The sequence below is a fragment of the Tenacibaculum sp. SDUM215027 genome, assembly GCF_050566205.1.
Taxonomy (GTDB): domain Bacteria; phylum Bacteroidota; class Bacteroidia; order Flavobacteriales; family Flavobacteriaceae; genus Polaribacter.
This window is the reverse complement of the sequence record NZ_JBNXUE010000001.1, coordinates 491,233-515,636: the sequence shown is the minus strand read 5'-3', so window position 1 is coordinate 515,636 and position 24,404 is coordinate 491,233. Positions and strand designations below refer to the sequence as shown.

Here is a 24,404-nt window from a genome sequence, read left to right as displayed (position 1 = left end):
CTGTGTCATTTCGATCGCTACTGAAATCAAAATATATTTTGATTGAAAGTATGTTGCGAAGCAATCGAGGAGAAATCTCATCTTTAAGAGGTTTCTCGTCACTCATCCTTTGCTCTTTGAACTGACAAACATTTTTCTAATACCAGTTATAATTTCAAGTTGTAAATGGTATAAACGCTAAAACAACAACATCATGAATTTTTTTAATCATAAAACCGATAGGTTGCTATTGGGTGTCATTATAGTGCTGTTATTTGTCAATCTTTTTAGTAAGAGAAGTCAAAAAATAATACCCCAAACCCCTAAAATTACGGTAGTAAAAGACACCGTTTGGCAAACCAAAATAGACACGTTTAAGGTACAAACCATTAAATACCAAAAAGTGTATGTGCATAAAAATGATGTCACCAAGATTGTAAAAGACACCATTTTTATAAAAGATACCACCAATTATGTAGTGGCAAAAATATACCGAGATACCTTACAAAACACCGATATCGAGATTTACAACTACGATTTGGTAAAAGGAAAAATGTTAGATAGCCAGCTATCATACAAACTCAAAGTACCTCGAGAGATAACCATTACCAAAACGATTGAGCATCCAAAAACCTATAGAAGTGGCTTGTATCTCTTTACCGAGATGGGAGGAAATCCACAAACCTTTGACAACCTCAGTTTCGGATTGCAATACAACCGAAAAGGAAAATGGTTTGCTAGTTACCGAGTAAATATCAACCAACTCAATCAACCCACCCATAACATTGGGGTAGGATATCGATTGTTGAATTAAAAGAAAAAGAATGAAAAAAATTATAGATATAGAAGATTTACTTGAGTACTTGAAAATACCAGAATTCAAAGAAAAAGGAAGCCAAGAAGTAATTTTAAAGAAAATTACACAACAAGCATTATTTGAAGAAGAGGTAATGCAAATACGGGCTTTTCAACAAGTATACAAGGAAGTTAGTATACCTCAAATTTTGTATATAGGTGCTAATAATGTAGCATATACCATACATGCTTTTAGTTCGGGAGAAATTTTTTATAAAAACATTTCTTATGATAAAGATGAAAGAGTTTTTGATAAAGAAGATCTTGCTAGCCTTAAAGAAGTAAAGATACCAGATGAACTATATAAGGAAGGATATGAATTTTATATAAATGAAGAAAATCATTTAGTAGCGGTAGTTTCTAATACCTATGCTAGTAGTTCTAACGATTATATAAGCTATAAACCTAGTACATTTTCTTACATAAAAGAATTTACACCTATAGTAACATACCATTATACAAACGTATATGGAACTTCTGCTAATGAAAAAATAAAAATAGAATCTGAAAATACAGGAGGGTTATTACATCGTTTTCCTATTTTATCCAGAAGTGGTGCAAGAGGAGAATATACTTATCAATTATCATATTATTATAAAAAAGATAGTAACGAAGTTAGAAGAGCAGTACCTGCTGAAGAAGATTATCCTTTTATGGGGATACGAATTCACTTTAAAGAGTTAACAACAGTATTAAGCTTTTTAAACCAAACCATCTTTTATTATTACGATGAGTTTAATGATTACAGCTCAAAATGGCGTAGCTATTTTTTAGTAGAAGTTGCAGCACATATAGTAGGAATTTTAAATAGAAGTGGAGCCGATGGAAAAAAAGTAGCATTAATATATCACTTATCACAACCTTTATACGATAGGTTTAAAGGGAATGCCTCTTTATGGAACACCTTAGAAATTTTAGCAAAAGGGTATGTTCGTAATAACTTAAGTATTAACGAAGAAGACTTGATACTAAAGCTGTTAAAAATTATTTACCACAGATATACGCATAAACAGATAGAAGAGACATTTGGTAATAGAACTATTAAAACCGAAAAGGAAAAGCAACATATAGCAGGTATTAATAATGAATTTATCACCAATTTAATTACCAGAAAAGTAGATGGTAAACTATTGTTGTATAAGCTTGTAAAAGGGTTAGATGGAGAGCAGTTTCAAACCTACGTATATTTTATTTGGAAGATCTGGAAAAGTAGTTCATATGCTGACATCAACCCAGAAACAAATAAGCTAATCAACATTACCGAAAAAAGCCCTGTGTTGTTAGACTATCGTTCTGATAAGAAACTTGGGTTTTATACCGACAATGCTAATATAAACTGGGAAGGTAAAAATTCCCTAATGGATATTTCGGTAATTATAAAGACAGGAGAGTTAGAAGAAAAAGAAATAGAGAGAGAAGACACAACACAAAAAATTTTAGTAGAAAAGAAAGAAAAGATAGCGTATCAATATCATCCATTTTCACCTGTAGTATTGGTAAATAGTGAAAACCCTAAGTTTATTTTAAAAGAAGAAGAAAATTCAAATACACTATTTACTAAATTACCAGCCTTTATATTATTTGCAAATAACGAAACAGCTTTTTGGCAAAATGTGTTAAAAGGAGCGGAATATACAGTAGATATTTTAAGCACGATTTCTGGGGTAGGAAACATTCTAAAAGCAGGTCGCTTGGTAAACTTATTAAAAAACGGAAAAACCTTATTTTTTAAAACCAAACAACTCACTACAGCAATTACAGCAGTAACAGCTGCTACAGGGCTTATAGAAACAAGTGCAGCTACCGTAAATATTTTGTTTAAACTTACAGGTTTTGAAGATACTGAATTAGGAAAAGCCATAACCAAATACTTATTTTATTTAGAAATGTTGTCTTTAGCGGGTGAAGCAACAGTGTTTTTAAAAGATAAATTATCTAAAACAGCTAAGGAACTTGTTGAAAACCCTAAATTCACTAAATCTTTAGATGACCTTGTCCGAAATGAAAAGATTAGTGAATTAGAAGAGTTTAAATTTTATGAAGAATTATTTACAGTATATAGACAATATATAGAAGACTTAAAAGTATTAGGAATAGTACCAAAGTTAACACATGCTGCAGAAAAAGCATTTTTAAGAAGATTGAAACAGGTGTTTTATAAACAGTATAAAAGTGTTTTATTGAAATTAAATTCTGATGTAGTTATTATCGAAAAATGGAATAGCATTGCTTTATCAAAGCCATTATTAAAATCAGAGATAGAGGAATTATTAGACTTGAGAAAGTTAAAGAAAAGTGCTTTCAATAAAAATACAGCCATTTTAGAAGTAGATTTGTTAGTTCAGGGAAAAAAAGTAACTTTAAAGTATAAAGCAATTGCAGGAAAAGGACAATCAGCTGAAGGTTTAGTCAAGTCGGCAAACCAAGAAGATCTAATTAGGCAATTGGAGTTAAAAGACAGGAACGAATTAGATAGTCATTTTCAAGCGATAGACAAACAAACAGGTGATTTTAAAAATCGTTTTCAAGATAGTGAAGTAAAAATGCTAGATACGTTTGATGAAGATTTGTCTGTTTTTCATGTTACATATGGTAAAGAAAACATTCAGGTAACAAATATGATATTAAACACATTGTATGAACCCTGTATATCTTGTAAAAAACAGATTATTATTCGTCAAGAAATTTATGATATTAAGGACATAGATGTTAGAGCAGTTTATTTAGGGAAAGGAGAATTTGTTCAAGGAAATAATGATTTAAAAAAACTAGGAATAATCTAAAAAGCATAAATTATGGATATAAAATATTTGAAAAAGTTAGTAGAAAATAAAAAAATAGGAGTAAGAGAGATAAGAGGAGTTTCAGAGGAAGAAATTGACAAAGTAGAAAAAAAATTTAAAATAAAGTTTCCTCAAGCGTATAGAGAATTTTTGTTTTTGGCTGGAGACTATTGTGGAGCATTACCATTATATGATACTGCAGATTTGGAAACATTAGCATCCGATTGGCATCAAGAAATTATGAAAGAAACAATGGAGGAGTTTGGAACAAAAATTAAGAGACCCTTTTGGCTATATGCCGAAAGTAATGGTTGTGAGCAATTTGTTTTTTTCTATTTAGATGAAGGAGACGATCCATACATTTATGTTGTAGATTATGACCATAATAATAATTTTGAGACACAAAAAATAGTAAAATCTAAGAATACCTTTAGTAAAGGGATTGAAGGAGCTATTGAACAAGCCTATGACATTGTTGAAAGAGGGATATGGTAAGTATCAATAAATAGATCTATATAATAACATAGGTGCACAAATAAAAAGTGCACCTATTTTTATTTTGAATTTATACTTTTAAAACAAATTCTTGAGGCTAGAGGAAAAAAGTTAGTTTTATAGTAAAAACGGATAATAGAATAAAAAAATTTAAAAATTTAAAGGACTTTTATCCAGAATTAGAAGAAGTAATTAAAGATTACAAAAGAGCGCAAAAGAAATTGTCAAAAACACAGATGATTTAGAAAAGTATTTAGATGATTTAATAAAGAAAGGGGAGTTGGATGAGGTTGGTAAAAATGATGCTCTTAATGAAATAATTGAAGCCAGTTTAATGGCACGTCCACCAGAAATTGGTAAATTGGGAGGAAAAGTGTTAAGAGCTTCTCAAATAAGAAAATTAAGAGGAGAATTGAAGAAGAAAGGAGTTTTATTACTTTTGGAAGAAGATTTAAAAATCAAGAAATTAACCAATCAATTTAAACCAATATTACTAAACGGAATAAAATTTGAAAAAGCGCAAGATTTATTTTATTTCATGAAAAAAGAAGGTTTTGCAGGTGCTTTTGATGCAAAAACGAAACAGATGGTTTTGGGAGAAAAAGCAACTGAATTGGTTGCTTTTCATGAAAAGGCACATCTACAGCATTTTGAAGAATTAGGAGAAGTATATCATCCATTAAAGCCGTGGCAAAAAGAAACCTATGTTTGGGAACAAATTTGGTCAAGAAAAAGAAATTGGACACAAAAAGAGCTAGAGCATAGTTTAAGATACGTAAATAGTGTAAGAGAAAAAGCAGGTATAGATTTATTAAAAATAAAATTATGAAACATACAGAAGAACAAATTATAAAAAAAGCGAAGAAAATTATACAAGACTTTAGAGGTGAATATTATTTCGAAGATTGTACAGATGGAGCATTATTTAAAGAAAAATATAAAATAGGTTTTGGTATATCAGAGGGAGAAATTATACCTTGTTGGACAGTTTTCGTCAAAGCTATTTTTGATAATATAGATTTATTATTTATTTCAGATGAAACGGGAGAGCCTTTATACTACCATAATTTTAACATGATTTTATTTGAAATAGAAAAAAATAAAGAAGGGAAATACTATAAAATAGAAGAAGAATAAAGATTCTTTTTATAGAAGAAACTTAAAAAGCGATTCAAGATAAAATGGAATCGCTTTTTAGTATCAAAGATGATAGTTATATTTTTTTTCTTAAAAAAACCACGTAAATAAAATAAAGCTGATGAATTTGTGATAGAAACCAGTAATATTTTTGCTCAGTGTACCAGTTGTTCTCGTGAGTTTGTTATGTTGGAAGAATATTTAAAGACACTAGGTAAAAAAGTGAAGTTTGTGGTTAAAACTGATGAAACAATAGAAGGGTTTACTAAACTAAAGAGAACTTATCCAGAGATAAAAAAAAGTATTAATAAATATAATAAAATTTATAAAGAAAATCTAAAGAAATAGAAATATGGAATTAAAATATATGCAACAGTTGAAAGATAATCCTAAGTTGAGTCATAGGATTTCTTTAAAAGGTCTTGATGAAAAAAAATACAAAACATTAGAAATCAGTTTAATGAAGGGAAAGAGTTTCCTGAATCTTTAGAAGAATATTTTTTAATTGGAGGAGAAAGTGAAGCTACGGGAATGGTATATGAATATGATGATTTTGAAGAATTAAGAGAAGATTGTGAAGAAAGTTTAGAAAATTGTGGATATACAATGAATCGACCTTATTTTGTCTTTGATAGACTAGATAGTATATATAGTATCTTTTTTTTAGACGAAGATAAAGAAGATCCGGATATATATATATTAGATCCGTATGGCGCTTATGAAGAGCTTGAACCTTTTTTAAAAGATGTAAAGTATACGTTTAGTAAAATGATTAATGATGCTATTCATAGAAAACTAAATAATATACCGTTATAGGGTCTAGTAACTTAAATAAGCTTATTGAAATTCGCTTTAAAACCCGAACAATAAACTATTCGGATTTTAAAGCGAATTTTTAATTATAAAAAGCTTGTCAGCTCTTCCTGTTTTTTTCGACAAACGATAAAACTATGTATAAATGGCGGTACAAGATATTCAAAACTATTCCTATCAAAATATTTTTTCGTTACAAACAGTTCAGTTTGAAGAACTGTGTGTGGTAAACTCACCACAGCAAATAGATCAATACAAGGTGTTTTGGATAAAAGAAGGAAAAGGGAGGTATAATATCGATTTTAAAAGTTACTCTTTTGAAGATGGAGTATTGTTTTTTTTATCACCAGGGCAGATATTTTCAGTAGATTCAGAAAAAATTAAAGAAGCCTATCAGCTTAGTTTTACTAGAGATTTTTACTGTATTCAAACGCACGATGCTGAGGTATCGTGTAATGGAGTATTGTTTAATAATATATATGAAACACCTTTTGTAGTACCTTCAGAAAAAGAAACGCAAAAATTAGATTTTATTCTTCAAAACCTAATAGAAGAGTTTGAGTTAGAAGAAACAGCCCAATACGATATGCTACAATCGCTTTTAAAGCAGTTTATTGTATATTCTGTACGTATAAAAAAAGAAAAAGATGTTGTAAAGGAGAGTGTAGAAACCAAGCTTTTTAAAGATTTTAGTTTATTGGTAGAACAAAATTTTAAAAAGATACACCGAGTTACAGAATATGCCTATCGATTAGGTTTATCACCAAAATCCTTAACCAAACACCTTCAAAAAATAGGAACAGAAACACCAAGCGACTTTATAAAAAATAGAATTATAACCGAAGCAAAAAGGTTGTTGTTATATACAGATGATTCTATTAAAGAAGTTGCTTTTGATTTAGGATTCAATGACCCTGCGTACTTTTCTCGATTTTTTACAAAATCTACTGGGCAATCGCCAAAACAATTTAAAAGAAGCTATAGCTTATAAAAGAAAAAACCACGCAACGCGTGGTAAACTACACAACTAATAAAGTTTTTTGTTACACTAATACAAACAACCTTTTTTCGACGAGATAAAAGTACTACAGTAAACATGTTAATACGTTACCTGTACTTTATGAAACCGTGAATAAAAAGCTAGCTTTTTGTAAGAAAACTGTTAGCAAAAAAGTATGTCCAAGTTTTAAGAACCTTTGTCCATTTTTTAAGGTCTATTCCTGTCGCACCTTTGTACCAGAATTCAAAAACAAGGAATTATGAGAACAGAAATTAACCAATGCCCAAATTGTTGGGGATATCAAGAATACGACGAGCAGTTTCCAGAAAGAGAATTATGTAACTGCGAAAAAATAAACTAAAAAGACAACATTAAAATTATGAGTACAAGAATTGAAACTTTAGATCCAGAAACCACAACAGGAAAATCAAAAGAATTGTTTGATGCAGTTCAAAATAAGTTAGGATTTATTCCAAACCTAATTAAAGTAATGGGGAATTCACCAGCACTTTTACAAAGTTATTTAAGCTTAGGAGAATTAAACGGAAGTGGAAACTTTTCAAACAAGTTTAGAGAGCAATTAGCTTTAGTTATTGCAGAAGAAAATGAATGTAACTATTGTTTATCTGCACACACAGCCATTGGAAAAAACAATGGTTTATCAGAAGAAGAAATTGAACAAAATAGACAAGCTGAGGCTTCTGATGCAAAAACCAAAGCAGGTTTAAAATTTGCACAAAGTGTTACAAAAAACAAAGGAAATGTGAGTTCAGCAGAAATAGCTGAGGTAAAAGTAGCAGGATATAATGACGGAGATATTTTAGAAATCGTTTTAAATGTTGTTGCAAATACCTTAACAAATTATGTAAACCATATTGCAGAAACCGAAGTTGATTTTCCAAAAGTAGAAGCAGGAAAATTTAAACAAAACGCATAAAAAACGAATAGCTCTTGTAGCTTTATTAACAGAGTGTAGTTATGGGGTTTTGGTTGCAAAGCTATTCGTCTTAAAAAAAGTAAAACCATAAAAATCAATAAAAATGAAAAAAGTAGTAGCTATTTTAGTATTATTAGTAGGATTTGCATTTACAGCAAATGCACAAAAAGCAAAAACCATTTCTTTAGAACAAACAAAAGGAAAGTTTACCCAACAGTCTTTAACACTTTCTGAAGGAACTTATGTTTTTGAAATTTCTAATAAAAATGTTGGACATGATGTAGGTTTTGTATTAGCGCCAAAGGGAAAAACAGATGAAAAGCATCATATAAAAAATGCATACGTAACATCTTTGGTAAAAAACAATAGTAAGTCAAGCTCTAAAAAAGTAACCTTAACAAAAGGAGAGTACGTTTACTTTTGCCCGTTGAATCCAACACCTCAATACACTTTAACGGTGAAGTAATAATTAAAATTTGATTAATAATTTTAAAGAGCCCTTATTTAGGGCTCTTTTGTGTTTTTAATAAAAAAAGATTTTATTTATTCAACACGTGAAAACATGCTTCCTAGTCCGTCGTAATTATTATCGGAAATCTCTAAGACGTTAGGTTTTGTAACTCTAATGATTCCTGACAGTATAATTCCAGAAATTTGTTGGTCACCAGATAGTTGTATGAATCTTTCTTCTTTATTTGAATAAATAGCTTTTTTTGTTGTTAGAGCGTAGGTGCCTTTTAAAGTTTCTTTACCATCTTCAAAAATTGAAAACTGATAGTCTTTTTCTAAGGTAAGTTGTACTTTTTTATCAAGTGACTCAGGGGTTTTATGAATGTGGTTTCCAAAACCACCATCGGTATTGGTCCAATTCCATGTTCCGACCAAATCGGAATTATCAAATTTGTTTATTTGGCTAGAAGCACATGAAATCAATGCAAAAGCAAAGATGTAAAGTAGGTTTTTCATGGTGAAGGGTTTTTGTTTACTTTTTTATTTTTTGCTCTCTTCCAATTAGGAAATATAAAACAGTACCAAAAAAGTTAGCTAATAAAACAACGAGAATCCAAACAATTTTATTGTTTCCTTTAAACTCACTTTTTAAAATATCAACAAGAGCAATAATTGTTGGAATAATTCCAATTAAAATAATTAAGATTAAAATTAGTTGCCATACTCCAATCATTTCTAAATAAGTCATGATCATAACAATTTTTAAACACTAAAAATAGTAAAAAACAAGAAAAACAAAAACGTCATTAAAATTTCCAAAAAAAGGAGTTTTAATGACGTTTTAAAAGTATGGGAAATGATACTATTTATTCATAATATCTTCTATTTCGTCAGCTTCAATAGGTATGTTACGCATTAAGTTGAATGGCTCACCTGTTTCTTGAACAACAACATCATCCTCTAAACGAATACCAAAACCTTCATCAGGAATATAAATACCAGGTTCAACTGTAAATACTTGGTTTGCTTGCATTGGCTCATGTAACAATCCGTAGTCATGCGTATCTAGCCCCATGTGGTGAGAAGTACCGTGCATAAAATACTTTTTATATGCTGGCCAGTTAGGATCTTCGTTTTGAACATCTGCTTTATCTAATAACCCTAAACCTAATAATTCCGAAGTCATTAATTTACCAACTTCAACATGATACTCAGCCCAAAGAGTTCCTGGAACTAACATTTTTGTCGCGTCATTTTTTACACGATTTACAGCATTATATACCTCTTTTTGTCTGTCTGTAAAACGTCCAGAAACAGGAATTGTACGAGACATATCTGATGAATAGTTAGCGTACTCAGCACCAACATCCATTAAAATTAAATCACCAGCCTTACATTGTTGGTTATTTTCAATGTAGTGTAACACGTTTGCATTGTTACCTGAAGCAATAATAGGTGTATAAGCGAATTTCTTAGATCGATTTCTGATAAATTCGTGAATGTATTCTGCTTCAATTTCATACTCCCAAACACCTGGTTTTACGAAATCTAATACGCGTCTAAAACCTTTTTCAGTAATATCACAAGCCTTTTGAATTAAATCAATTTCAATTTGATCTTTTACTGAACGTAAACGTTGTAAAATAGGGTTACTTTTTGCAACTGAATGTGCAGGATATTTGTTTAATAACCATTTAGTAAAACGAGCTTCACGAGTTTCAGTTTCAACATTTGCACGATAGTGCTCGTTGGTATTAATATAAACGGTATCAGCTAAAGCCATCATTTCAGCTAATACTTTTTCTAAATCTTGTAACCAGTGTACGTTTTTAATCCCGCTAGTTTCTAAAGCCTTTTCTTTGGTTAGTTTTTCACCTTCCCAAACAGCAATATGCTCATTAGTTTCACGTAAAAATAGTACTTCACGTAAATTTTCTTTCGGACAATCAGGGAATAAAATTAAGATACTCTCTTCTTGATCAACTCCGCTTAAAAAGAAAATATCACGATGTTGTTCAAAAGGTAAAGTGCTATCTGCACTCACAGGATAAATATCGTTTGAGTTAAAAACAGCTAAACTATTAGGCTTCATTTGAGCCATAAAGTTCTTGCGATTTTTTATAAATAATTGACTGTTTATTGCGTCGTACTTCATAATGATTCAATTAAATTGATAAGATTCCCTCAAAAATACGGAAAGAAACTGTGCAAATATTAGCCATTTGGCGCTAATTTATATTTTTTCGAATTCTACTCATATGTCGAGTAGAAATTCCTAAAAAGGAAGCTAAATAATGTAGCGGAACTTCCTGAAGTAACTTAGGCTCATTTACAAGAAGTTTTTTATAACGTTCTTCAGGAGTTAAAATCAGTAAATCAATTCGATAATCATCAATTAAAAAAATTTGATGCTCAACTAAATTGTAATAAAATTGATGAAAAGCCTTGTTATGTTTCATTAAGTGTTTAAAATCATCTATAGTAATAATCCAAAGTTTGCAAGCACTAAGTGCTTTAATATTTTTAGGAGAAGAGGTTTGTTGTAAAAAGCTTTTTAACGATGAGGTAAAGCTATTTTTTAAAGCTAAATAGGTAGTTTTTTCTTCTCCAGAAACCGATACAGCATGTTGTAAAATGCCACTTTCCACAAAACAGAAATAGGAGCAAACTTCTCCTTTTTCAACAAAATATTCATTTTTTGATAAAGAAAATTCTTTAAAATGATCAATAACCTCAGGAATGAGATCGTTTAATATATTATCGTTTACGATTTCTTGAAGGTGTTGTGCTACTATTTTTTTTGAAGCGTCCATTTTACGGAATAAATTTTAGCTTAAAAGTATAAAAAAAGGATGCTTTTTACAGCATCCTTTGAAATAATTTATGTTGGTGAGTTATTCTAACTCAACTGTCCCCATATCGGTATTTTCTCCTAATACACTAGAAACTCCTTCAACTGTTTTAGCAGTTAATCCAGAAGCTTCATCAGGAGTAAAAGTTACATTGTATGTACCTGCAGGAACACCGTGTAACATAAATTTACCATCTTCGTTTGTTAACGTTGTAATTGTATCAGTTGCTGAAGCTGCTTCAACTTCTACTTGATACTCAAATGGGTTTACCATTCCAGAGATAGCTCCAGAAGCAGCTTCAGTAGTCACTCTAATAGTTGGTTTTAAACTATAACCACCGTTGCCTTGAACTACGATTGATTTATCAACCATAAAATCTAAGATAAACGTGTATTTTACACCACCTACTAAATCTTGGTGTACGTTTAGTTTTAATCCTGATTGTTGTGCGCTAGGTGTTGCTAATGGATGTGTTTCTCCATCTTTTACAAGCGTGTTGTTTTCACCTAATACCAAACGAATTTGATTGATTTTTCCTGAAGGGATTTCAGTATCCACTAACAAAGCATCAATTCCACCAGTTAACTCTAATAAGTTATACACTTTTGGCACTACGTTTCCAAGGCTTTGCCAACCGTTTTCTTCGTCTCCCGAGTTAATCATAACGTCCTGTACGTCGATGTTTACTTCATCATAATCTCCAGGAGCATCTACTAAGCGTACTGCTACTTTAGACGTTTGAGGGTCGTCACTAGAACAGCTAACAAAGGCGGTAAAAAAAGTTGCTAATGCAACTAGTAATAAAACATGTTTTTTCATAATTATTGGTTTTTGTAATACACAGTAATTATAACAAGATTTATACCAAAATATTGTTTTTCTTAATTAGTAAAGTTTTGAAACGGCTGATAACGAAAAAGATAAGGTTGTTATTGAGGTGTTTTATTATTATTTCTTCTATTACGGTTGTTTCGTTTTCTAGGAGTATGTTTTTTAGTATCTTCTGCTGAAGTTTTTTTTGCTTTTTTCTTTAAGTCAGAAGATGCTTTAAACGATTTTTTAGCTGGTTTATTTCTAGGTTGCTGCTTTGGTCGTTCAGTTTTAACTTCATCTTTTATGGTAGATAAATCAAACCCTTCTAACTGAGAAGCGACAATTTTTTGTCCTAATAACTTCTCAATACTTTTTAAGTATGCTTCCTCTTCTTGTGATACTAATGAAATCGCTTCTCCACTTGCGCCTGCTCTTCCTGTTCTACCAATTCGGTGTACATAATCTTCAGGAACATTAGGGAGTTCAAAATTAATAACGTGAGGTAATAATGGAATGTCTAATCCACGAGCAGCAATGTCGGTAGCCACCAATACTCTAATAGAATTGTCTTTAAAGCCTTTCAAAGCTTTGGTTCTTGCTCCTTGACTTTTGTTTCCGTGAATAGCTGCGGCAGAAATTCCTCGTTTAACTAGTTTTTCAGTCAACCTATTAGCTCCGTGTTTAGTTCGAGTAAAAATTAAGACTTGGCTCCAATTTCCTTTTGAAATTAATTGCCCGACTAATTCTGTTTTCTTGCTTTTCGGAACTTTGTATAACTTCTGATTTACTTTTTCAGCAGTTGTATTTTCAGGAGCTGCTTCAATCATTACAGGGTTGTGTAAAATACCTTGTGCTAATTTTTTTATTTCTTTTGAAAAAGTAGCTGAAAACAGTAAATTTTGACGGTTTTGAGGTAAAAAAGAAATGATTTTTTTAATATCTCGTAAAAAACCCATGTCAAGCATTCTATCAGCTTCATCTAAAACTAAAACATCTACACGTTTTAGTGATAGTTGATTTTGTTCGTGTAAATCAATTAATCTACCAGGAGTAGCTACTAAAACATCTACTCCGTTTTTAAGAGTAGCTATTTGAGAACTTGGTTTTACACCACCAAAAATAGCGGTAGATTTAATATTTAAATGTGTGCTGTATTCGCGTACATTATCATATACTTGAGCCGCCAATTCTCTTGTAGGAGTTAGCACTAATGCTTTGATTGGACGATATTTTGGATTCTTTTTTTCTGATATGTTTTGTAAAATAGGCAAGGTAAAACCTGCTGTTTTCCCTGTTCCGGTTTGTGCAGAGGCTAATACGTCTTTGCCTTCTAAAATAACAGGAATTGCTTTTTCTTGAATAGGAGAGGGTGTTTCGTACCCTTTTTCGGTTACAGCTTTCACTAAAGCTTTTGATAAACCTAACGATGTAAATGTCATATATAATTCTTCAGTAGTTTCTAAATAAAACAACTACTATGAGCCAACAAAGGTACTGCTATTTATTGGCATCGCTTATAAATAAAAAAGACGCCTTATTTAAGACGTCTTTTTTTGAGTTTTAATATGTGTTTAATTTTTAGCCATGGCGCTTTTAATAACACCAACAATAACCAGTAAAACAGCTCCACCAACACCACTACCTGCAATGTTGCCGATAATACCAGAAATATCAACATTTAACATTCCTAATAATTGAGCTCCTAGACCACCGCCTAAAATCCCTACAACAGAGTTCCAAAGGGTACCTAAAGAAAACTTTTTTAATAAAGCACCCGCAAGATTACCACCTACTGCTCCACTTAATAAGCTAATAAGAAATTCCATAATTTATAATTTTTGATTAGTTAATTGGAATTAAAGTAAGTGAAAAATTACGGATAAAACAAATAAAATCAGTTTGTTATATTTTTCCTAAATGAAATAAAGCGTCGCCCATATTAATAATAGGGAAGTTGTTTTTAGCAATTATATAACCGTCGTAAGGAGATTTTACTGAAAAATTTGTTTCTCCATAGGTATCCATAATATGTCCTAAAATTTGCCCTTTTTTTACTTTTTGACCATTATGTACAGTGGGAGTGAACAATCCTGCAACCTTAGCTCGAATCCATTTTCGTTGGTTAATGTGTATTGAAGTAGCATTTTTAGTTATTTTGATACTTTGATTTATCATTTTAAAGTGTTTTAAAATGCGAAGTGTTCCGTTGATACCTTGTTCAATAGCTTTTTCTTCGAGTCGTAATGATTCTCCTCCTTCATACACAATAACAGGAATGTTGTTTTTATAGCATTGATTTCTAAAAGATTTTGGAATAAGTTTAGAACCAAACATAAAAGGAGCATTAAAAATATTGGCTAGTTGAAGTCCTCTTTCATCTTCAGGAGTATATCGTATTTGCGGAAAGTTGTTTCGTTGTTCTCCTCCTGTATGGAAATCAATAGCAAAATCTACATTATTTGTAATTTCTTTCATTAAGTAATATGCCATTCTGCTTGCTAAAGAACCAGTTTTTGAGCCTGGAAAACTTCTATTTACATCTTTACCATGCATATCACGAGACATGTTTAAAAAACCAAAAATGTTCAATAATGGAACTACAATAACACAACCACGATGAATTTTGTACGATTTATCAATTAACATTCTACGCACCAATTCAACACTATTTACTTCGTCACCATGTAAACCACCTTGTAGTAGAATGGTTGGTCCTAATTGGTCACCATTAAAAATATACACAGGAATTTCTATTAGAGTTCCTGTAGGTAACCTGTCAATAGGAATTTTAATTAATTTAGATTCACCTAAACCAATTTTTTGTCCACGAATTTCTATGATTTCGTTTTTAAAGTTTTGTTCGAACATTTTTCTTCTAAAAATTTAATAATAGCCTTAGCAATATTATTCTTGGTGTAAGCTTCAATTCCTTGTAATCCAGGAGTCGAGTTAACTTCAATTAATAAGGATCCTCTTTTTGATCGTATCATATCAACGCCAGCAATTGGAAGTTCTAAATATTGAGCAGCTTTAATAGCTATTTCTTCCTCTTCAGGAGTTAACGTAATTTTATGTCCACTTCCTCCTTTATGAATGTTAGAACGAAAATCTTCCTCTAGCCCTTTACGTTTCATTGAAGATACTACTTTACCATTTACAACAAAAGCACGAATATCTTCACTATTACTTTCTTTAATAAACTCTTGTAGTAAAATACTTGTATCTGTTCCGTGCATGGTATCTATAATCGATATGGCAGATTTTTTACTTTCAGCCAAAATTACACCTGAGCCATGTGTTCCTTCTTGTAATTTAATAATTACAGGAGAACCACCTAATAAATTTATTTGCTCACCAATATTTTCAGTATCAACTGAAAAAACAGTTTGCGGAATAGGAAGTCCATTTCGACTCATTATTTGCAAGGTACGAGCTTTGTTTTGAGCATTAACAATACCTAAATAACTAGCAGAGCTGTAAGTTCCATTCATTTCAAATTCTTTTACAACCGTAGCTCCGTGTTTCATGGCTGAAACACCTATTCGAGGAATAATTACATCAGGAACATCAATAATATCTTCTCCTTGATAGATAATTGCAGGCTTATCATTTCCTAGTTTTATAGAGCATTTTAAATGGTTTATAATCTCAACGTTATGTCCACGACGACGAGCTTCTTTGTATATTCTTTGTGTTGAATAAATTTGGTCACTAACAGAAAGAATAAAAATAGTCATAGCCTAAAAATTTTGAGGTTAAACAAAGCTAATAATTTTTTGTTTGACAAAAGCTTCTGAATGAAGTCTCTCAATATTCTGTTAATTTTTTTGAAATAGTATTTGCTTACAGTATTTTCACTTCTTCTAAACCAAATTATAATGAGAATCTTAACCAAAGTTTTTATTGCTTTATTCCCGCTTGCACTAGTAGCACAACAACCTACTTCTGCAGAAAAAACACAAAAAGCTTTACAACAAAAGGAAGTTTTAACAACAAATTCGATAGTAAAAAACATACCGTTTAAAAATATTGGACCTACAGTGATGAGTGGGCGTGTGGTAGATATTGATGTAAATCCAGAAAATACTACAGAGTTTTATGTAGGATATGCTTCAGGAGGAGTATGGCATACCAATAATAACGGAACAACTTTTACTCCAATCTTAGATAGTTCTCCTACACAAAACGTAGGCGATATTGCTGTAGATTGGAAGAGTGGTACAATTTGGGTAGGAACAGGAGAAAACAATTCTTCTCGTTCGTCATATGCTGGAATTGGAATTTTAAGATCTACCGATAAAGGTAAAACTTGGACAAACGTAGGATTACTAGATTCACATCACATAGGTCGTATTTTAATCAATCCAAACAATCCTGATGAGGTAATCGTTGGATCTATTGGTCATTTATATTCATCAAATAAAGAAAGAGGAGTTTTTAAAACTACTGATGGAGGAAAAACATGGATAAAAACGTTGTTTATTGATGAAAATACAGGGATTATCGATATCCAACCTGTACCAAACAACTTCAATACTTTATACGCTGCTGCATGGGAACGAGAGCGTAAAGCATGGAACTTTGATGGAGATGGGAAAAATTCAGCAATTTATAAATCGACTGATGCTGGAAATACTTGGACTAAAATTTCTGACAATAATGGTTTTCCAAATGGTAAAGGAGTTGGTAGAATAGGATTAGCCGTATATGACGAAAACACAGTATACGCTTTTCATGATAATCAATTTCGAAGAAAAAAAGACTCTACTAAAAGTGCAAAAGGATCTGGAGCTCTGACAAAAGAAGAACTTGCATCAGTTTCAACTGATGAGCTTTTAAATATGAAAGACAAAAAATTGAATTCATATATAAAAATGAATGGTCTTCAAGAAAAATACCGAGCAGAGAATGTAAAACAAATTATACGTTCTAGTCCAGGGGAAATGAAACCAAGTGATTTAGTTGGTTATTTAAAAGATGCGAATGCAGCATTATTTGATACTCCAGTAATAGGAGCGGAGGTTTTTAAAACTACTGATGGAGGAAAAACTTGGAAAAAAACACATGAGGGTCATTTAGATGATTTATACTATTCGTATGGATATTATTTTGGAGAAATTCGTGTTGATCCGCAAGACAAAAATGGAATCTATGTATTGGGAGTTCCAATTTTAAAGTCGAAAGATGGGGGAAAAACATTTACATCTATTAGTAAAGAAAATGTACATGCTGATCATCAAGCATTGTGGGTAAATCCTAAAAAACAAGGACATTTAATTGATGGGAATGATGGTGGTTTGAATATCTCTTATGATGACGGTGAAAGCTGGATTAAATTAAATCAGCCAGCAGTTGGTCAGTTTTACACGGTATATGCCGATAATCAGGAAAATTATAAGGTGTATGGAGGTATGCAAGATAATGGCGTTTGGGCAGGAAACCACAATGCCAAAATTGATAAAAGATGGCATCAAACAGGAAAGAACCCTTATGAAAGTTTGATGGGTGGTGACGGAATGCAAGTTGCGGTTGATGACAGAAATCCAAATATTGTATATACAGGATATCAATTTGGAAACTATTATCGAATAGATAGAGCTACAGGAAAACAGACCTACATTCAGCCAAAACCCAAAGAAGACAAACCAGCTTACCGATTTAATTGGCAAACTCCTATTCAGTTATCAAAACACAATCAAGATATTTTATATTTAGGAGGAAATAAGTTACACCGTTCATTAAACAAAGGTAATAACTGGGAAGAAATCTCAGGAGATTTAACCAAAGGAGAAAAGGAAGGAAATGTGGCTTACGGAACCTTAACTACTATTTCTGAAAGTCCGTTTCAATTTGGGTTAATCTACGTAGGTTCTGATGATGGATTGGTGCAGGTAACTAAAAACGGAGGAGGAAGTTGGGAAAAAATTTCAAATACTTTTCCACAAAATTTATGGGTAAGTCGTGTAATAGCTTCAAAATATAAGAAAGAACAAGTGTATGTTACGTTAAACGGGTATCGTTTTGATGATTTTACTTCGTATGTATACATGTCTGATGATTATGGGAAAACATGGAAAAACATTAGTAGTAACATTCCGACTTCTGCGGTAAATGTGATTAAGGAAGATCCAGAAAAAGAAAATATCCTATATCTTGGAACTGATAATGGATTGTACGTTTCTTTCAATCAAGGTGAAACATGGGAAGCTTTTAGTAACGGATTACCAAATGTTGCAGTACACGATTTAGTAATTCAACCTAAAGCAAAACATTTATTAATAGGAACACATGGGCGTAGTTTATACAAAGCAAATATTACTTCTTTACAAGAGTTTGATAATAAAGAGGCTGTTTTCAGCATTAAGGATATTAAGAAAAGAAAATCTTGGGGGAGTTCTTGGAGCAAATGGTTAGAACCTAATACACCAAAAATTACCATTCCGTTTTATGTTAATGCGAATAAAGAAGTTGAGTTAAAAATGTATTCAGGTAAAGTTTTGGTAAACACTATAAAAACTAACGCGACAAAAGGATTTAATGAAGTAGTATATGATGTTTCTTTTTCTGAAAAAGGAAGAAAAAAGTATTTAAAGAAACATAAAGATGCTGAGATAAAAAAAGCAAAGAATGACAAATACTATTTACCTAAAGGGAAATATAAAGTAACGATGGGTGAGTTGAATCAAACATTTGAAATAAAGTAGTTTGTAACATTTTTTAGTTTCTTTACGAATTAATAAATACGTCGTTTCTGACGAAGTGAGAAATCTTATTACTTAAAAAAGTGAATAACCGTGTTAAGGTCTTTTGCGCTTTTCGAAAAACAATAAGTTTAAATAAGCAAACATTCCTATTTTTGCGGTATGGGAATAATACGTGTAAACGACATTCGTGTTTTTACAAATCACGGATGCTTAGAGGAAGAAGCAAGAATAGGTTCGGAATATAGAGTTGATATCGAAGTAAAAGCCGATTTACAAAAATCATCACAAACTGATGAACTGGTTGATACGGTAGATTATGTGCATTTGAATCAAATTGTAAAAGAAGAGATGGCAATTCGTTCTAAATTACTAGAGCATGTTGCTCAACGAATTTTAGATAGAATTTTTAAAGAAATACAACTGGTTGATGAAGCGGAAGTTAGCGTAGCAAAAATTAACCCACCCATTGGAGGAAATGTTGCTGAGGTAGCAATTGTTTTATCAGAAGTGCGTAAAAAGTAAAAAAAGCTTGCAAAAAAAGATAAAAGCTGTAAATTTGCAGTCCTTATCAATATAAGGTGTCGTGGCCGAGTGGCTAGGCAGTGGTCTGCAACACCATCTACAGCGGTTCGAATCCGCTCGACACCTCAAAAAGCTCATCAAATTTGATGAGCTTTTTTGTTTTCCTTAACAAATTAATTCGCTAAAATTCTGCATCTTTGTAGCTATGCGAATTTATCCGATAGAAACAGGAAACTTTAAATTAGACGGAGGAGCTATGTTTGGCGTGGTTCCGAAAACGATTTGGCAAAAGACAAATCCTGCCGATGAAAAAAACATGATCTCAATGGGCATGCGCTGTATGCTAATTGAAGATGGTGATCGTTTAACACTGATTGATACAGGTATTGGTAATAAGCAATCCGATAAATTTTTTGGATACTACTATCTATATGGAGACTTTTCATTAGATACTTCTTTAGCAAAATATGGTTTTCATAGAGATGATATTACCGATGTGTTTTTAACACACCTACATTTTGACCATTGTGGAGGAGCAATCCAATGGAATAAAGACAGGACTGGGTACGAACCAGCTTTTAAAAATGCACGTTTTTGGAGTAATCAACGTCATTGGGATTGGGCAGTACACCCAAATGCAAGAGAAAAAGCGTCTTTTTTAAAAGAAAATATCTTGCCAATTGAAGAAAGCGGACAATTAAACTTTTTGCATCTAAATGCAAAGGATTATGTTGGGTTTGATGTGCTGTTCAAAGATGGACATACCGAAAAACAAATGCTGCCGAAAATAGAATACCAAGGGAAAACATTGGTGTTTATGGCAGATTTATTGCCTACCGTAGGTCACATTCCGTTACCCTATGTTATGGGATATGATACAAGACCACTACTTACTTTAAAAGAAAAAGAAGCTTTTTTAAACGAAGCGGCTGATAAAGAATTTTACCTTTTTTTAGAGCATGATGCTTATAATGAGGTAATAACAGTAAAGCATACTGAAAAAGGAGTTCGTTTAAACGAGACATTTAAATTTACAGATATTTTTAATTAAGAATAGAGATTATGAGAGTTTTAAAGCCCGTATTTTACTCGGCAATTGCAGTGGCTACCTTAGCTAGTTGTAAAACAGTAAGCAATATCCCTGTGCCAGCAGGAAGTAATACCGTAGTAAACATTCCAGCAAAAAAAGCTGAATTAACCGATTACGAACAAGAAAATTGGCAACATTTAGATTTAGCGACTGATACTATTCCAGGTATGAGCGTAAATAAAGCGTATGATTTCTTAAAAGGAAAAAAGAATGTAAAAGTTGTGGTAGGTGTAGTTGACTCTGGTACCGATTTAAAACATGAAGATTTAGTTGATGTTGCTTGGGTTAATACTAAAGAAGTAGCAGGAGACGGAATTGATAATGATAAAAATGGTTATGTTGATGATATCAATGGATGGAACTTCTTAGGAGATTCATACAAAGAACATTTAGAATACGAGCGTATTTTAATGAAGCCAGAAGTAGCAGATGCTGAAACTTTAGCAGAAGTAAAAGCTTTTCAGGCTGAAAAAGTAGAAGAGGCTAAAAAAACAGTTAGTCGTTATGAGAACTTAAAAACAGGAGCTGTTGAGTCTGATAAAGAATTTGCTAAATACTTTGGAAAGTCAACATATACTAAAGAAGAAGTAGAAGCTATCAATACAAACGACCCAATGTTAATCAAAGCAAAAGGGTTTTCAGCTAAAATGTTTGGATATTTTGATACGCTTGAAGAGGCAAAAGAGTATTTTGAGGATGGAATAAAGAAAGCTCAAAAAACAATTAGCGGAGACAATTTAAAAACTGATTACCGTACAGTTGTTGGTGATAATGCGTATGACATTAACGATAAACCAGGGTATGGAAATGGTAATACAGGTCATTCAGAAAAAGATGAAGCGCACGGTTCTCACGTATCAGGTATCATTGGAGCAACAAGAAATAACGAAAAAGGGATGAATGGGGTTGCTAATGTGAAAATCATGGCAGTACGTTCGGTATCTGAAGGAGATGAGTATGATAAAGATGTTGCTTTAGGTATTCGTTATGCAGTTGATAATGGAGCAAAAGTAATCAACACAAGTTTTGGTAAAGGATTTTCACCAAACAAAGAGTGGGTTTATGAGGCTATTAAATATGCAGCATCTAAAGATGTATTAATCGTAAACGCAGCAGGTAATGATGGTAAAAATATTGACGTAGAGAAAACATTTCCTAACGATGCACCAGATTTAGTAAATGAAATTGCAGACAATGTGTTAACAATTGGAGCAATGAGCGCAAAGTATACTGAAGAATTGCCAGCAACTTTTTCTAATTATGGTAAAAAGAATGTAGATGTATTTGCTCCAGGAGTACAAGTATATTCAACAACTCCAGATAATGAATACAAAAAATTCAACGGTACTTCTATGGCATCTCCAGCAGCAGCAGGAGTTGCAGCATTAGTACGTTCTTATTATCCAGAATTAACAGCAAGTCAAGTAAAACATATTTTAATGAACTCTGGAACTAAAATAGATTTAGAGGTTGTTAAACCAGGAACAGGAGCTAGATATGGTACTGCACCAGTAAAAGTTCCTTTCTCTGAGTTATCGGTATCAGGGCGTGTTGTAAACGCATACAATGCGGTTAGAATGGCTGATAGAATGGTAAACGGAAGAAAATAACATCATTATAAACAAGCTAAAAAAAGAGCATTATTTTTTGATGCTCTTTTTTTGTTATAAGAAAACACAATGCAATTAGAATTCAATAAGAAAACACAAGAATTAACAATTAAAGATGAAGTACCAATGCATTCATGGTTAATTATCTCTTTGATGTTAGTTAATGGAATTAATATGGGGGTTCAGTTGTATTTAATGAGTTACCAAAATAATGAAACTCTTTTTGTTTTTATGCTCTTACTTGCGGTAGCTTCTGTAATAGTAATATTTTATTATGTAGTAAAAAGATCATGGAAGTCTAAATACTTGCTTGATAAAATAGAAGGAATAGAAACAAGGAAAGTTTATGGAAAAGAACGAATTTTTCTAAAGTTACGTAACGGGAAAAGGCGTAGTTTTCCAGTATTAAAAAATGAAAAAGAACTAGATGACTTTAAGAAAACACTAATCTCAATGGGAATTAAACCAGTTTAATATGAAGAAAATAATCTTAAGCCTTTTACTGTTGCCGGTTATTTCTTGTGCTACCGTAAATAGTACAAAAAATAAAACCGTAACAAAAACAAAAGTACACAAGCAATCAAACCAAGCGTATTGGCAACAACATGTTGATTATACCATGGATATTGATATGGATGTTAAAACATATCAATACAAAGGAACGCAGAAATTGGTGTACACAAACAATTCTCCTGATGCATTAAACAAAGTATTCTATCACCTATACTTCAATGCATTTCAACCAAACTCTCAAATGGATGTTCGTTCAAGAAACATCAAAGACCCAGACAGAAGAGTAGGAGATCGTATTAGTAAGCTATCACCATCAGAAATAGGATACATTAAAGTTAACTCATTAAAACAAGATGGATCGATAGTAAAACACGAAACTGTTGGAACGATTTTAGAAGTAACATTGAATAAATCAATTCAACCTGGAGAAAGTGTAACGTTTGATATGGTTTTTGATGCTCAAGTACCAAAACAAATCCGTCGTTCTGGGCGTAATAGTGCTGAGGGAGTTGCCTTATCTATGACGCAATGGTACCCAAAAATGGCTGAATACGATTTTGAAGGTTGGCATACACCCCCATACTTAGGGAGAGAATTTCACGGAGTTTGGGGTAATTTTGATGTAACACTTCATATTGATAAAAACTATGTAGTTGGAGGGACAGGATATGTGCAAAACCCGCAAGAAGTAGGTCACGGATATGAAGATAAAACAAAGGCAATGAATCTTCCTTCAGGAGACAAGTTAACTTGGAAGTTTACAGCACCAAATGTACACGATTTTACTTGGGGGGCAGATCCAGAGTTTATCCACGACACCTATAAAATGGATAATGGAGTAGATTTACACTTCTTATACAAAGAAACATTAGATGCTGAATATTTAGAAAATTGGAAAAAATTACAACCTAAGACAGCAGAGTTAATGGATTATTTTGGTTCACATATTGGTCAATACCCATACAAGCAATACTCGGTTATCCAAGGAGGAGATGGAGGTATGGAGTATGCAATGTGTACTTTAATTACAGGTCAACGTAAATGGGGAAGCTTATTCGGTGTTACAGCACACGAGTTAGCACATACTTGGTTCCAATTCTTGTTAGCAACCAACGAAAGCAAGCATCCTTGGATGGATGAAGGGTTTACAACCTATATTTCAAACAAAGCAGAAAATGAAATTTTAGGAGAAGGAAAAGAAAATCCACATGCAGGTTCTTATAGAGGGTATAATTACGTAGTAGGCAACAATATTGAAGAACCTTTAACAACGCATGCTGATAGATATCATACTAACACAGCATATGGAGTAGCTAGTTATTCAAAAGGAAATATTTTCTTATCTCAGTTAGAATATGTTATTGGAAAAGAAAATGTAGCTAAAACTTTAAAGAAATATTTTGAAAATTTTTCTTTTAAGCATCCAACACCAAATGATATAAAACGTACTGCTGAAAAAGTTTCAGGACTTCAGTTAGATTGGTATTTGAATGAATGGACGCAAACAACACATACTATTGATTACGGAATTAAATCAGTAAATGGAAAAGAAATTACCTTAGAACGTATTGGTCAAATGCCAATGCCAATTGATGTTGAGGTAACTTATACTGACGGTTCAAAAGAATCATTCAACATTCCGTTACGTATGATGCGTGGAGAAAAACCAACAAACGCAACAGTTATTACCGACTGGACTTTCGCACATCCAACTTATACTTTTACAGCTAAAAAAGATGTAAAATCAGTTGAGATAGATTCGTCCAAATTAATGGCAGATGTAAATCAAGCAAACAATTCGTACGGTAAGTAAAATTTAGCGATAAAAAATACTAAAAACGGAAAATCTAT

Annotated in this window: 24 protein-coding genes and 1 tRNA gene; 16 read left to right on the top strand and 9 right to left on the bottom strand. The window is 32.0% G+C overall.

Going from position 1 to position 24,404, the window contains the following annotated elements:
• Window positions 1-193 precede the first annotated feature (193 nt).
• From ACQYZ7_RS02415 to ACQYZ7_RS02375, 9 genes are all read left to right on the top strand, one after another.
• Window positions 194-793, top strand: coding sequence for a hypothetical protein (locus ACQYZ7_RS02415; protein WP_430728203.1), 600 nt, complete (start codon window positions 194-196; stop codon window positions 791-793).
• Window positions 794-803: 10 nt separating this feature from the next.
• The gene (locus ACQYZ7_RS02410) at window positions 804-3,617 is read left to right on the top strand and encodes a hypothetical protein (protein ID WP_430728202.1); all 2,814 of its coding nucleotides are present in this window, start codon (window positions 804-806) and stop codon (window positions 3,615-3,617) included.
• 12 nt (window positions 3,618-3,629) lie between these two features.
• The gene (locus tag ACQYZ7_RS02405) at window positions 3,630-4,112 is read left to right on the top strand and encodes an SMI1/KNR4 family protein (protein ID WP_173360496.1); all 483 of its coding nucleotides are present in this window, start codon (window positions 3,630-3,632) and stop codon (window positions 4,110-4,112) included.
• A 280-nt stretch (window positions 4,113-4,392) separates the two neighbouring features.
• Window positions 4,393-4,941 carry a zincin-like metallopeptidase toxin domain-containing protein gene (locus tag ACQYZ7_RS02400; RefSeq protein WP_430728201.1) on the top strand — a complete coding sequence of 183 codons (549 nt, stop codon included), beginning with the start codon at window positions 4,393-4,395 and terminating at the stop codon, window positions 4,939-4,941.
• Complete coding sequence (locus ACQYZ7_RS02395) at window positions 4,938-5,249, top strand: hypothetical protein (protein WP_430728200.1); 312 nt, start codon at window positions 4,938-4,940, stop codon at window positions 5,247-5,249. Before ACQYZ7_RS02400 ends, ACQYZ7_RS02395 begins: the two co-directional genes overlap by 4 nt.
• Before the next feature lie 531 nt (window positions 5,250-5,780).
• The gene (locus ACQYZ7_RS02390) at window positions 5,781-6,065 is read left to right on the top strand and encodes a hypothetical protein (protein WP_430728199.1); all 285 of its coding nucleotides are present in this window, start codon (window positions 5,781-5,783) and stop codon (window positions 6,063-6,065) included.
• 142 nt (window positions 6,066-6,207) lie between these two features.
• Window positions 6,208-7,053, top strand: coding sequence for a helix-turn-helix domain-containing protein (locus tag ACQYZ7_RS02385; protein WP_430728198.1), 846 nt, complete (start codon window positions 6,208-6,210; stop codon window positions 7,051-7,053).
• Between the two features lie 388 nt (window positions 7,054-7,441).
• The gene (locus ACQYZ7_RS02380) at window positions 7,442-7,999 is read left to right on the top strand and encodes a carboxymuconolactone decarboxylase family protein (protein ID WP_430728197.1); all 558 of its coding nucleotides are present in this window, start codon (window positions 7,442-7,444) and stop codon (window positions 7,997-7,999) included.
• 103 nt (window positions 8,000-8,102) lie between these two features.
• Complete coding sequence (locus tag ACQYZ7_RS02375; RefSeq protein ID WP_121146511.1) at window positions 8,103-8,465, top strand: cupredoxin domain-containing protein; 363 nt, start codon at window positions 8,103-8,105, stop codon at window positions 8,463-8,465.
• Between the two features lie 77 nt (window positions 8,466-8,542).
• Here the strand turns inward: ACQYZ7_RS02375 and ACQYZ7_RS02370 are convergent, their stop codons facing one another.
• From ACQYZ7_RS02370 to ACQYZ7_RS02330, 9 genes are all read right to left on the bottom strand, one after another.
• Complete coding sequence (locus ACQYZ7_RS02370; protein WP_430728196.1) at window positions 8,543-8,965, bottom strand: hypothetical protein; 423 nt, start codon at window positions 8,963-8,965, stop codon at window positions 8,543-8,545.
• Between the two features lie 16 nt (window positions 8,966-8,981).
• Window positions 8,982-9,197 (bottom strand): PLD nuclease N-terminal domain-containing protein, encoded by a 216-nt coding sequence (locus ACQYZ7_RS02365; protein ID WP_430728195.1) that lies wholly within the window; start codon window positions 9,195-9,197, stop codon window positions 8,982-8,984.
• A 114-nt stretch (window positions 9,198-9,311) separates the two neighbouring features.
• Window positions 9,312-10,604 (bottom strand): aminopeptidase P family protein, encoded by a 1,293-nt coding sequence (locus ACQYZ7_RS02360; RefSeq protein WP_430728194.1) that lies wholly within the window; start codon window positions 10,602-10,604, stop codon window positions 9,312-9,314.
• Between the two features lie 73 nt (window positions 10,605-10,677).
• Entirely contained in the window at window positions 10,678-11,262 is a 585-nt protein-coding gene (locus ACQYZ7_RS02355; protein WP_430728193.1) for a Crp/Fnr family transcriptional regulator, read from the bottom strand.
• An 81-nt stretch (window positions 11,263-11,343) separates the two neighbouring features.
• The gene (locus tag ACQYZ7_RS02350) at window positions 11,344-12,120 is read right to left on the bottom strand and encodes a DUF4382 domain-containing protein (protein ID WP_430728192.1); all 777 of its coding nucleotides are present in this window, start codon (window positions 12,118-12,120) and stop codon (window positions 11,344-11,346) included.
• A gap of 110 nt (window positions 12,121-12,230) precedes the next feature.
• On the bottom strand, window positions 12,231-13,553 hold the full coding sequence (locus tag ACQYZ7_RS02345; RefSeq protein ID WP_430728191.1) for a DEAD/DEAH box helicase: 1,323 nt from the start codon (window positions 13,551-13,553) through the stop codon (window positions 12,231-12,233).
• Between the two features lie 132 nt (window positions 13,554-13,685).
• Complete coding sequence (locus ACQYZ7_RS02340; RefSeq protein WP_430728190.1) at window positions 13,686-13,940, bottom strand: hypothetical protein; 255 nt, start codon at window positions 13,938-13,940, stop codon at window positions 13,686-13,688.
• Window positions 13,941-14,016: 76 nt separating this feature from the next.
• The gene (locus ACQYZ7_RS02335) at window positions 14,017-14,982 is read right to left on the bottom strand and encodes a succinylglutamate desuccinylase/aspartoacylase family protein (RefSeq protein WP_430728189.1); all 966 of its coding nucleotides are present in this window, start codon (window positions 14,980-14,982) and stop codon (window positions 14,017-14,019) included.
• Window positions 14,949-15,851, bottom strand: a complete 903-nt coding sequence (locus ACQYZ7_RS02330; protein ID WP_430728188.1) for an ATP-grasp domain-containing protein — start codon at window positions 15,849-15,851, stop codon at window positions 14,949-14,951. Before ACQYZ7_RS02330 ends, ACQYZ7_RS02335 begins: the two co-directional genes overlap by 34 nt.
• 141 nt (window positions 15,852-15,992) lie before the next feature.
• Here ACQYZ7_RS02330 and ACQYZ7_RS02325 point away from each other — a divergent pair, with 141 nt between their 5' ends.
• The 7 genes from ACQYZ7_RS02325 (at window position 15,993) to ACQYZ7_RS02295 (ending at window position 24,366) form a co-directional block, all read left to right on the top strand.
• Window positions 15,993-18,818 (top strand): VPS10 domain-containing protein, encoded by a 2,826-nt coding sequence (locus ACQYZ7_RS02325; protein ID WP_430728187.1) that lies wholly within the window; start codon window positions 15,993-15,995, stop codon window positions 18,816-18,818.
• Between the two features lie 159 nt (window positions 18,819-18,977).
• Window positions 18,978-19,340: a dihydroneopterin aldolase gene (folB, locus tag ACQYZ7_RS02320; protein ID WP_430728186.1), complete on the top strand. Its 363-nt coding sequence runs from the start codon at window positions 18,978-18,980 to the stop codon at window positions 19,338-19,340.
• Between the two features lie 55 nt (window positions 19,341-19,395).
• Window positions 19,396-19,466 (top strand) — tRNA-Cys (locus ACQYZ7_RS02315).
• 79 nt (window positions 19,467-19,545) lie between these two features.
• Window positions 19,546-20,391: an MBL fold metallo-hydrolase gene (locus ACQYZ7_RS02310; RefSeq protein WP_430728185.1), complete on the top strand. Its 846-nt coding sequence runs from the start codon at window positions 19,546-19,548 to the stop codon at window positions 20,389-20,391.
• An 11-nt stretch (window positions 20,392-20,402) separates the two neighbouring features.
• Window positions 20,403-22,040: a S8 family serine peptidase gene (locus ACQYZ7_RS02305; protein ID WP_430728184.1), complete on the top strand. Its 1,638-nt coding sequence runs from the start codon at window positions 20,403-20,405 to the stop codon at window positions 22,038-22,040.
• Window positions 22,041-22,109: 69 nt separating this feature from the next.
• Window positions 22,110-22,514 carry a hypothetical protein gene (locus ACQYZ7_RS02300; protein WP_430728183.1) on the top strand — a complete coding sequence of 135 codons (405 nt, stop codon included), beginning with the start codon at window positions 22,110-22,112 and terminating at the stop codon, window positions 22,512-22,514.
• Between the two features lies 1 nt (window position 22,515).
• Window positions 22,516-24,366, top strand: coding sequence for a M1 family metallopeptidase (locus ACQYZ7_RS02295; protein ID WP_430728182.1), 1,851 nt, complete (start codon window positions 22,516-22,518; stop codon window positions 24,364-24,366).
• The last annotated feature ends 38 nt before the right edge of the window (window positions 24,367-24,404 follow it).